Below are 9269 nucleotides of genomic sequence, written 5' to 3'. Positions count from 1 at the left end.
GAGCTCGCGCCTCCGGGGAGGGCGGCTCTGCGGGGGAGAACGTCCCGCGCACCGGGCGAGCCGGTGGAGCGGGGGTCGAACGAGGAACGGCGCGTTCCGAGTCGTATCGTGGCACACCGCGACCCACTCCAGCGGGCCTTACGGCCGTCCAGCGCACGCGGATCGGCGCGCCGTATGACGCGGGCGGTCGCGCTCAGGGGCCGTGATCCCGTAGAGTCGAAACATCTCCTGGGTGATCGCCCGAATTCCACGGCTGAGAAGTCGCACGACGACGAAGAGACTCAGCCCCTGATAGAGACCGCACCGACCGAGAGCATCGTCCTCGGTCGTCCGGTTCGAACGCCCGCCTCGCACGCGGGTACCGCCCTTCACAGGACGCCGCGGAAGCCGCGCCGTTCCTCGTTCGACCCCCGCTCCACCGGCTCGCCCGGTGCGCGGGACGTTCTCCCCCGCAGAGCCGCCCTCCCCGGAGGCGCGAGCTCAGCCCCTAGACGACCCGGACGACTCCGGCCGACGCGTGTTTCACCCGCGGAGGCCGAGTCGAGCGGGTACCGCACACTCGTGCGGACTCTGACGACGCCGGCCCCGGTCGGCGTCATTAACACATAAGGAAAAGAAATGCCTACTGGCACCGTTAAGTGGTTCAACTCCGAAAAGGGCTTCGGCTTCATCGCTCCCGACGACGGAGGCGCCGACGTGTTCGCGCACTTCTCCGCCATCGCGAAGCAGGGCTACCGCGAGCTCGTCGAGAACCAGCACGTCGAGTACGACGTCGAGCAGGGCCGCAAGGGCCCGCAGGCCGCGAACATCCGCGGCGTCGGCGAGTAATCTCCGACTTCCGACGCCCCGTCGACCAGGATCCCCGGATCCGGTCGGCGGGGCGTCCGTCGTTGACGGGGTGATTCCGCCCCCGGCCGGCGGAGGCGGAACCCGTGTCACCCCTCCGGGCCGCAGGATCGGTATCCTCTCCGTGGCGGCTCCCGAGCTCACGGAGCCCGCGACGCCGTCCGGGACTCCGGCGCGTCGGCACGACTTCACGGCGGAGACAATGGGACGACTGATCTACGGACCGCAATCACTCGAGATCGACTTCGAGGACCGGCTCCTCGCGCACCTCAAGGTCGCGATGTTCACCAAGATGCGGCGGAACGAGTCGTTCAGCCTCTCCTGGAGCGAGCCGGAGTCGTCCGGCTACGGCCGCAGCTCCGTCTGGGTGCACCCGACGACTCCGCTGCACTTCCGGTTCCACGGCAGCAAGCGGCCGTCGCTGAACCGCCTGTGGATCGAGCAGTTCATCGCGAGCGCGAACAACACCGGCGAGATGACCGTGGTGCCGGAGCCGGCCGAAGGCTCCTGACCCGCGACGCTCCTCAGACCACGAGCGGCCGGGCCGTGTGCACGAGCTCCTCGTGCGGCAGGGCCCGGAGGCGCTCAGCGATCTCGGCACGGGCGCCTGCGTCGACCGACGCCCGGGCGTGCTCCTGCGGCCGCAGCGGCGTGAGGGTGACCAGGTCGGCGTGACCGGTCGCCAGGTCGAGCCGCTCGGGCAGGCCGGGGCTGCGCAGGCCCAGGAGGACGCCGACGGTGCCCTGCTCATCGGTCCAGGCGGGCGGCGCCGCGACGTTCGCGAGCCGCGCCGTGTCGAGGGAGCTGCGGCAGCACACCCCCTGCAGGGCGGCCCGTCGGGCGGCCTCGTACAGCAGGCGGAAGTGCCAGTGGTTCCAGAGCTCGGCGGTGGGGACGCCGCGGACGGCGGACGTCTCGAGGCACAGCTCGAGGCCGAGACCGGTGCCGGGATGCGCGAGCCGGTCGAAGGGATCGCTCAGCCCGTCGGTAGCGAGCACCACGGAGGCGCCGCGGTCGACGCGCAGGAACGCACGGTGATCGGTGGGCCAGCGCGCGCCGCCGCGGACGCCGGGATCCTCGGTCGAGACGACGACGGTGCGATCGAGCGCACCCACTCCGCGCCAGGCGTCGGCCCGATCCTCCGCCACCGCCTCGGCCAGCGCCCGCCTCTCATCCTCGGTCCATCGGACCTCACGAGTGCGGTTCAGGAACAACGACATGGGACTCCCCGTCCGCGCGACCGGCGTGCCGCGCTCCCGGAACGCTACGGCGCCCACCCCTGCTCCTCCTCCGAGCAACCGGAACGCCAGCTGTGTGCGGTGTTCACTCCCGCGGCGGTCCCCGCCCGCCGCGGCGCGGTCGGCTCCCGCAGACGGCCGGGCAGGTGGAGCGGGTCGCGTCCGGCTACGCCGAAACGCTGGAACGCGTTTCGACGGTTCGCCTCCGGCGGTGGTCACTCCCGCGGCGGGCGGGGACCGCCGCGGAAGACGGCTCACCCCAGCGGGTTGATGCCGTTGGTGCGCCAGCGCTCGTCGGCGAGCTGACCGGGGGTGCCGGCGCTCGCGTTCTCGCCCAGGGGCTCGCCGCCCTCGACGGCGTCGGCGCCGAGCGCGGTGCCGGCTCCCTCGGCGGTGCTGCCGGGGGGAAGCAGGCCCTCCTCGTCCTCGCGGGGGCCGACCTCGTCCTCGGGGGCGTTCTCGGAGCCGCTCTCGCTCATCGGGTCGTAGCCGTGGTCCGGGTCGCGGCTCTCGTCGGCCGTCGTGTTCTCCTCGACCTCGGCGTCGGCGGGACGGACGTCGTCGGCCTTCTCCGCATCGGTGGAGGGGGTGGCCTCGAAGCCTGCGAACTCGGGGCTGTCGTCTGCGCTCATGGCCGCCACGGTAGCACCGGGCCCGCGGGCACCGGAGGGGGTTCCGCCGGGCTCCCGCGACGCCTCCGCCCAGCGGCCACGCCCTAGGCTCGGGGGGGCTGGCACGGACGACGGGAGCGACATGCGACGACTCGGGTACGACAGGTTCGGCGGGCCCGATCTGCTCTCGTGGCGGGAAGCGCCGGTGCCCATGCCGGGTCGCGGCGAGGTCCTGGTGCGCACGCGCGCGGCGAGCATCAACGCGACCGACGAGAAGATCCTGTCCGGCTCCGCGCGGATCATGGCCGTCGGCCGCTCCCGTCCCTACGGGTTCGGGCTCGACATCGCCGGCACCGTCGAGGCGCTCGGCCCGGGGTCGCACTCGGTCGCGATCGGCGACCGCGTGGTGGGGATGACCCGCGACGGCGACGCCTTCGCCGACGCGTCCATCGCGCGCAGCCGCTCGCTCGTCCCGATGCCCGACTCCCTCGGCTTCGTCGAGGCCGTCACGCTCGCGATGTCGGGCGGCACCGCGGTGGGCCTGGTCGACGCACTGCACGTGCGCTCCGGCGAGCGCGTCCTCGTCAGCGGCGGCTCGGGAGCCATCGGCGATCCGACGATCCAGCTGCTGGTGCGGGCGGGATGCACGGTTGCGGCCACCGGCTCGGCCGCCTCCGCCGACCTCCTCCGCTCGCTCGGCGCCGAGCCGCACGACTACCGCGCGCTCGACCTCGGGGTGCTGGGCGGCCGCTTCGACGTGGTCGTCGACGTCTCCGGCCACCTGCCGGTCGACGACGCGGCGATCCTCCTGGCCGAGGGCGGGCGCATCGCGACGCTGGTGCCGAGCGGTCCGGCGCTGGTCTCGCAGGCGACGGGCCTCGTCCGCCGCGACCGCCCGCGGGTGCGCAACATGATCGTGGTGGCGACGGCGGAGCGGATCGGGCGCGCGGTCTCGCTCGCCGCCTCCGGCGAGCTGCGGCCCCGGCCGGGCGCCGTGCATCCGCTGGGCGACGTCGTCGACGTTCTGTCGCGCCGAGCGACCGGCGCCGACCGCACGATCGGCAAGATCGTCTTCACCGCCGACGACTCGGCTCCGCTGAGCTGACCACCGTCTCCTCCTCCTCGGCCGGTCGGCCGAGCGAGAGCGTGGCCAGGAAGCCGACGGCGAGGAACCCGGCGGCCGCGAAGGCGGCGTAGCGGGTGCCGTCCGAGAACGCCTCGCCCGCCGCCCGGGCCGCGTCGGCGGTGGCCGGTGAGGCTGCCAGCCCCGCGATCGCCGCACCGGAGGAGTCGACCACCGCGTCGACGGTGCTCGCGACCTGCTCCGCGGGGAGGCCCTGCTGCTCGAGGGAGGTCGTGAGGACCCCCGCGGTCGAGGTGTAGAGGATCGTCCCGAGCACGGCGATGCCCAGCGCCGAGCCGATCTGCCGCGCGGTCGACTGCGTGCCCGAGCCCTGCCCGCTGAGCTCGACGGGCACGTCCCGGAGCACGACCCCGGTCAGCTGCGCTGTCGCGAGGCCGACGCCGAAGCCGTAGACGGCGAGGAACGGGACGAGGGCCCACCACGGGGTGGAGTCGGAGACGACCAGGCCGATGCCCGCGACTCCGACGATCTCGGCCAAGAGGCCCACCCGCACGATCAGCACCGGCGCGACCCTGTTGCCGAAGGCGCCGGCGAAGCCCGAGGCGACGAAGGAGCCGAGCGCGAGCGCGAGGAGCACCAGGCCGGTCTGCACGGCCGTGTAGCCGAGGACGCTCTGGAGCCAGATCGGCAGCGCCAGGATGATCCCGAACTCGCCGAGCGAGACGATCATCGCGGCGAGGTTGCCGTTGCGGAACGAGGCGAGGCGGAAGAGCCCGATCGCGAGCATCGCCGAGCGCCCGGCGCGCTCGCGGGCCCGCGCCCAGAGGACGAAGGCGACCCCGGCGAGCACCGCGACGGCGAACGCGATCGGGACCGGCGAGAGGCCGAGCGGCCAGCTCCAGCCGCCGACGCTCAGCCGCTCGTCGACGCCCCACCAGCCGAGGGTGCGCCCCTCGATGAGGGCGAACACGAGGGAGGCGGAGGCGATGATCGAGAGCGCGGCGCCGACGAGGTCGACCCGCCGCCCGTCGGGCTGCCGCGACTCGTCGACGAACAGCAGCGCTCCGACCACGATGATCACGCCGAGCGGGATGTTGATGCCGAACGCCCAGCGCCACGAGAAGTCGGTGGTGAGCCAGCCGCCGAGCAGCGGGCCGACCGCGGTCATGCCGCCGATGGTCGAGCCCCAGACGGCGAAGGCGATGGCGCGCTCGCGCCCGCGGAAGGTGGCGTTGATCAGCGAGAGGGTCGTCGGCAGCACCATCGCTCCTCCGACGCCCTGCACGACCCGGGAGAGGATCAGCAGGTCGCCGGTCGGAGCGACGGCCGCCGCGACGGAGGAGAGCGCGAAGAGCGAGACGCCGACGATCAGCATCCGGCGCCGGCCCCAGCGGTCGGCGAGGGTGCCGAAGACCAGCAGGAGCGCGGCGAACACGAGCGTGTACGACTCCTGCACCCACTGCACCTGGGTCGAGGTGATCCCGAGATCGGCGACGATCGACGGGATGGCGACGTTGACGATGGTCGAGTCGACGATGATCGTCGCCACTCCGAGACTGATGACGACCAGCCCGATCCACTTGCGGTTGCGCACGACGCTCTCCTCCGACGATTTAGTAAGCCAGCTGACTATATGCCCGCGGAGGGCGCCTTGTCGAAGGGAGGGCCTGGAAGATTAGCGGGAGGCGGGCGCGGCGACAAGGGCGCGAAGCTCCCGGAGCCGCCCGGTCAGGATGGACGCATGCCCGCATCCCCCCGTTCCTTCCCGTATCCCCTCGGCGTCTCCCTCCGCGGCGACGCCGGCGCCAACGTCGCCGTCTACTCCGAGACCGCGGACAGCGTCGAGGTCTGCCTCTTCGACGAGTCCGGAGCAGAGACCCGCGTCGCCCTCACCGAGCGGACCGGCCACGTCTTCCACGGCCTCGTCCCCGAGATGGGCATCGGCACCCGCTACGGACTGCGCGTCGACGGCCCCTGGGACCCCGCCAACGGCCTCCGCCACAACGCCGCCAAGCTCCTCCTCGACCCGCACGCCACCGCGATCGAGGGCTCGTACACCTGGTCCGAGGACGTCTTCGGCCAGTTCTACGAGGACGCCGACACCCGCAACGACGCCGACTCCGCGCACGCGGTCCCCCGCTGCGTCGTCACCGATCCCGACTCCTTCGACTGGAGCGGCGACACCGCGCCGCGCATCCCGCTCGAGGAGACCGTCGTCTACGAGGTGCACGTGAAGGGCTTCACGAAGCTGCACCCCGACGTGCCCGAGGACATCCGCGGCACCTACCGCGGCCTCGCGCACCCCGCCGCGATCAAGCACTTCACCGACCTGGGCGTGACCTCGGTCGAGCTGCTCCCCGTGCACCAGTTCGTGCAGGACTCGCACCTCGAGGAGAAGGGCCTGCGCAACTACTGGGGCTACAACTCCCTCGGCTTCTTCGCGCCGCACAACGAGTACTCCCACGCCGGCGACGACGGCTCGCAGGTCGACGAGTTCAAGGCCATGGTCAAGGCGTTCCACGAGGCCGGCCTCGAGGTCATCCTCGACGTGGTCTACAACCACACCGCCGAGGGCAACGACAAGGGCCCCACCCTCTCGTTCAAGGGCATCGACAACGGCTCCTACTACCGCCTGGTGGAGGAGGACCGCGCGAACTACTTCGACACCACCGGCACCGGCAACAGCCTCAACGTCGCGCACCCGGCCGCGCTCGGCCTGATCATGGACTCCCTGCGCTACTGGGTGACCGAGATGCACATCGACGGCTTCCGCTTCGACCTCGCCACCACCCTCACCCGCCAGACCGGCGAGGCCGAGGTGCACAGCGCGTTCCTCGACCTGATCGCGCAGGACCCGGTGCTCGCGCCCGTCAAGATGATCGCCGAGCCGTGGGACACCGCCGGCTACCAGGTCGGCGGCTTCCCCGCGGACTGGTCGGAGTGGAACGGGAAGTTCCGCGACGACGTGCGCGACTTCTGGAACGGCGCCGACTCGGTGCTCGGCACGACCGCGCAGCGCGTCCTCGGCTCCCCCGACGTGTACGAGGCCGACCGCCGCTCGCCGGTCTCCAGCATCAACTTCGTCACCGCGCACGACGGCTTCACCCTCGCCGACCTCACCGCGTACTCGCGCAAGCACAACGCGGCCAACGGCGAGGACAACAACGACGGCGAGAGCGACAACCGCTCCTCCAACAACGGCGCCGAGGGCCCGACCGAGAACGAGGCGGTCAACGAGCGCCGCGACCGCATGCGCCGCAACTTCCTCGCGACGCTGCTGCTCTCGGCCGGCGTGCCGATGATCCTGGGCGGCGACGAGATCGCCCGCACGCAGGGCGGCAACAACAACGCCTACTGCCAGGACGACGAGATCTCGTGGTTCGACTGGGAGAACGCGGACCGCGAGCTGCTCGCCTTCACCCGCGAGCTGATCGCCCTCCGCGCCGCGGAGCCGGCGCTGCGCCCGAAGTGGTTCCGCCGCGCCCCCGGCGACGGCGGCCCCGACACGGTCGACATCCTCCGCTCCGACGCGCAGGGCTTCGCCGACGAGGACTGGGACAACCCCGACGCCCGCTCGATCACCTTCGTGTTCGAGCACGAGGGCAGCGCGAGCTTCGCCCTGCTGCTGAACGCGGCGGAGAACGGCGTCGAGTTCACCGTCCCCGAGGCGCCCGGCGCCGAGTGGACGCTGGCCGCCTCGAGCGACCCGGAGCAGGTCGTCGAGGGCGAGGTCACCACGCTGATCGTCCGCGACGGCTCGTTCACGCTGCTGCGCTCGGCCTCCTGATGACCGGCCGGACCCCGCGGCTCCTCCGCTTCGGCGGGCGCATCGCGGGGTTCGGCACGTCCTCGGGCACGAGGATCGTGCTGGGCCTCTGGGAGGACACCCCCTTCGGCCCGTTCGCCGACGCGATGGTCGAAGACAGCGACGGCCACCGCCTCCTGATCGCACCGACCCGCGAGGTCGCGGACTTCATCGGGTCGACGTACGCGTTCGACGAGGTGCGGATCGCGCCGGTGTCGTGGCGGAGGATCGCGGGCGGCCTGTCCGTCGCGGCCGGACCGCTCGCGGTGCGACTGGAGCTCGGCGGTCTCACTGCGCTCGGCCGGCTGCTGCGGATCGTTCCGCGACCGCTCGCCGAGCACCCGGCATGGCTGACCGCGATCTCGCCGGTCGCCTCCCTGCTCGTCCGCGGGGTCAGCACGGCCGGGTCGGCCGGGCACGGACGCCGCGAGTACTACGGCGTGCGGGCGATCCGCCGCGTCGAGGGCGTCCACGCGGTGCTGGCGGAGGAGGACCTCGGCCCGTTGCGCCCGCTCTCGCCGCCCGTGCGGTTCGGCTTCTCGTCGGCGCCCGCCGCTCCGGCGATCGTCGACGTCACCACCACCATCGCGCTTCCGCGCGAGGGGACCACCGCGCTCCGGCGCGACCGAGAGAGAGGAGCCGCCTCGTGAAGAAGGGCGACAAGATCAGCTGGAACACCTCGCAGGGCGAGACCCACGGCGAGCTGGTCGAGAAGAAGACGAAGGAGTTCCAGTTCGAGGGGCAGAAGTTCAACGCCTCGGACGACGAGCCCTACTGGATCGTGCAGAGCGACAAGACCGACGCGAAGGCCGCGCACAAGGAGTCGTCGCTGACGAAGAAGTGACCGGCGCACGCCGAGCGGCTGCGGACCGGGCTCCGGATCGACTCCGGGGCCCGGCCCGCGCCCGTCTCACGCGATGCGGATGAGCTTCTTGTTCACGAACTCCTCGAGGGCGGGGCGGCCCATCTCGCGGCCGGTGCCCGAGCGCTTCACGCCGCCGAAGGGCAGCTCGGCCGCGTCGCCGAGGACGAGGTTGATCCAGACCATCCCCGCGTCGATCCGGTCCGCCAGGCGCAGCGCCTGCTCCTGGTCGGTCGTGTAGAGGTAGGAGCCGAGGCCGTAGGGGGTGTCGTTCGCGAGGGCGATCGCCTCGTCCTCGTCGCGGACGCGGTAGAGCGCGGCGACGGGGCCGAAGAACTCCTCGCGGTAGGCGTCCATCTCGGGCGTGACGCCCTCGAGCACGGCGGGCGGGAAGAAGTTGCCGGTCACCTCGCCGCTGGCGCGGACGGTGGCCCCCTGCTCGCGCGCGGCCGCCAGCTGCGCCTCGAGTCGCTCCGTCGCGGCGGAGGAGGAGAGCGGGCCGAGGAGGGTGCCCTCCGCGAACGGATCGGCCGGCTGGGCGCGGGTGAACGCCTCCGTGAACTTCTCGGCGAACGCGTCGTACAGCTCGTCGATCACGATGAAGCGCTTCGCGGCGTTGCAGGACTGGCCGTTGTTGTCCAGGCGCGCGGCGACCGCGTCCTCGACCGCCTTGTCGAGGTCGTCGGTCGACAGGAGCACGAACGGGTCGGAGCCGCCGAGCTCGAGCACGACCTTCTTCAGGTGCCGGCCCGCGAGCTCCGCGACGGCCGCGCCGGCCCGCTCGGAACCGGTGACGGAGACGCCCTGGACCCGGGGGTCGGCG

At 72.3% G+C, this 9269-nt stretch carries 10 protein-coding genes; 6 read left to right on the top strand and 4 right to left on the bottom strand.

The window, feature by feature from the left end; all coding sequences use genetic code 11:
- Positions 1 to 618 precede the first annotated feature (618 nt).
- Positions 619 to 828, top strand: a complete 210-nt coding sequence (locus C5C27_RS15395) for a cold-shock protein (RefSeq protein ID WP_055786246.1) — start codon at positions 619 to 621, stop codon at positions 826 to 828.
- A 220-nt stretch (positions 829 to 1048) separates the two neighbouring features.
- Complete coding sequence (locus C5C27_RS15390) at positions 1049 to 1357, top strand: hypothetical protein (protein WP_104226101.1); 309 nt, start codon at positions 1049 to 1051, stop codon at positions 1355 to 1357.
- Positions 1358 to 1370: 13 nt separating this feature from the next.
- Here C5C27_RS15390 and C5C27_RS15385 read toward each other — a convergent pair whose 3' ends face one another.
- A complete protein-coding gene (locus tag C5C27_RS15385; RefSeq protein ID WP_104238971.1) occupies positions 1371 to 2066 on the bottom strand; it encodes a hypothetical protein in 696 nt (231 codons plus the stop codon).
- Between the two features lie 272 nt (positions 2067 to 2338).
- Positions 2339 to 2716: a hypothetical protein gene (locus tag C5C27_RS15380; protein WP_104314845.1), complete on the bottom strand. Its 378-nt coding sequence runs from the start codon at positions 2714 to 2716 to the stop codon at positions 2339 to 2341.
- A gap of 121 nt (positions 2717 to 2837) precedes the next feature.
- On the opposite strand from C5C27_RS15380, the gene C5C27_RS15375 reads away from it, so the two are divergent.
- Positions 2838 to 3800 (top strand): NADP-dependent oxidoreductase, encoded by a 963-nt coding sequence (locus C5C27_RS15375; protein WP_104238973.1) that lies wholly within the window; start codon positions 2838 to 2840, stop codon positions 3798 to 3800.
- Here C5C27_RS15375 and C5C27_RS15370 read toward each other — a convergent pair.
- Positions 3769 to 5373 carry a DHA2 family efflux MFS transporter permease subunit gene (locus tag C5C27_RS15370; protein WP_104314843.1) on the bottom strand — a complete coding sequence of 535 codons (1605 nt, stop codon included), beginning with the start codon at positions 5371 to 5373 and terminating at the stop codon, positions 3769 to 3771. The two genes, C5C27_RS15375 and C5C27_RS15370, sit on opposite strands and share 32 nt — an antisense overlap.
- 147 nt (positions 5374 to 5520) lie before the next feature.
- Between C5C27_RS15370 and glgX the strand changes: the two genes are divergently transcribed.
- Genes glgX through C5C27_RS15355 form a run of 3 tightly spaced genes read left to right on the top strand, consistent with a single transcriptional unit; the run spans position 5521 to position 8428 of the window.
- Positions 5521 to 7566, top strand: a complete 2046-nt coding sequence (gene glgX / locus C5C27_RS15365) for a glycogen debranching protein GlgX (protein WP_104283107.1) — start codon at positions 5521 to 5523, stop codon at positions 7564 to 7566.
- Complete coding sequence (locus C5C27_RS15360) at positions 7566 to 8234, top strand: hypothetical protein (RefSeq protein ID WP_104314842.1); 669 nt, start codon at positions 7566 to 7568, stop codon at positions 8232 to 8234. Before glgX ends, C5C27_RS15360 begins: the two co-directional genes overlap by 1 nt.
- Positions 8231 to 8428 carry a DUF2945 domain-containing protein gene (locus C5C27_RS15355; RefSeq protein ID WP_056866275.1) on the top strand — a complete coding sequence of 66 codons (198 nt, stop codon included), beginning with the start codon at positions 8231 to 8233 and terminating at the stop codon, positions 8426 to 8428. Before C5C27_RS15360 ends, C5C27_RS15355 begins: the two co-directional genes overlap by 4 nt.
- Before the next feature lie 66 nt (positions 8429 to 8494).
- Here C5C27_RS15355 and C5C27_RS15350 read toward each other — a convergent pair.
- Positions 8495 to 9269: aldehyde dehydrogenase family protein (locus tag C5C27_RS15350; RefSeq protein WP_146079715.1), on the bottom strand; the 775-nt coding region annotated here is incomplete at its 5' end.

The sequence above is a fragment of the Rathayibacter sp. AY2B7 genome, assembly GCF_002931635.1.
Lineage (GTDB): Bacteria > Actinomycetota > Actinomycetes > Actinomycetales > Microbacteriaceae > Rathayibacter.
This window is presented reverse-complemented; position numbering and strand designations above follow the sequence as displayed.

What these genes read in the sequence shown, in the direction of transcription:
- C5C27_RS15395 (WP_055786246.1), top strand. Translation starts at nt 619, where the DNA reads ATGCCTACTGGCACCGTTAAGTGGTTCAACTCCGAAAAGGGCTTCGGC.
- C5C27_RS15390 (WP_104226101.1), top strand. Translation starts at nt 1,049, where the DNA reads ATGGGACGACTGATCTACGGACCGCAATCACTCGAGATCGACTTCGAG.
- C5C27_RS15385 (WP_104238971.1), bottom strand. Translation starts at nt 2,066, where the DNA reads ATGTCGTTGTTCCTGAACCGCACTCGTGAGGTCCGATGGACCGAGGAT.
- C5C27_RS15380 (WP_104314845.1), bottom strand. Translation starts at nt 2,716, where the DNA reads ATGAGCGCAGACGACAGCCCCGAGTTCGCAGGCTTCGAGGCCACCCCC.
- C5C27_RS15375 (WP_104238973.1), top strand. Translation starts at nt 2,838, where the DNA reads ATGCGACGACTCGGGTACGACAGGTTCGGCGGGCCCGATCTGCTCTCG.
- glgX (WP_104283107.1), top strand. Translation starts at nt 5,521, where the DNA reads ATGCCCGCATCCCCCCGTTCCTTCCCGTATCCCCTCGGCGTCTCCCTC.
- C5C27_RS15360 (WP_104314842.1), top strand. Translation starts at nt 7,566, where the DNA reads ATGACCGGCCGGACCCCGCGGCTCCTCCGCTTCGGCGGGCGCATCGCG.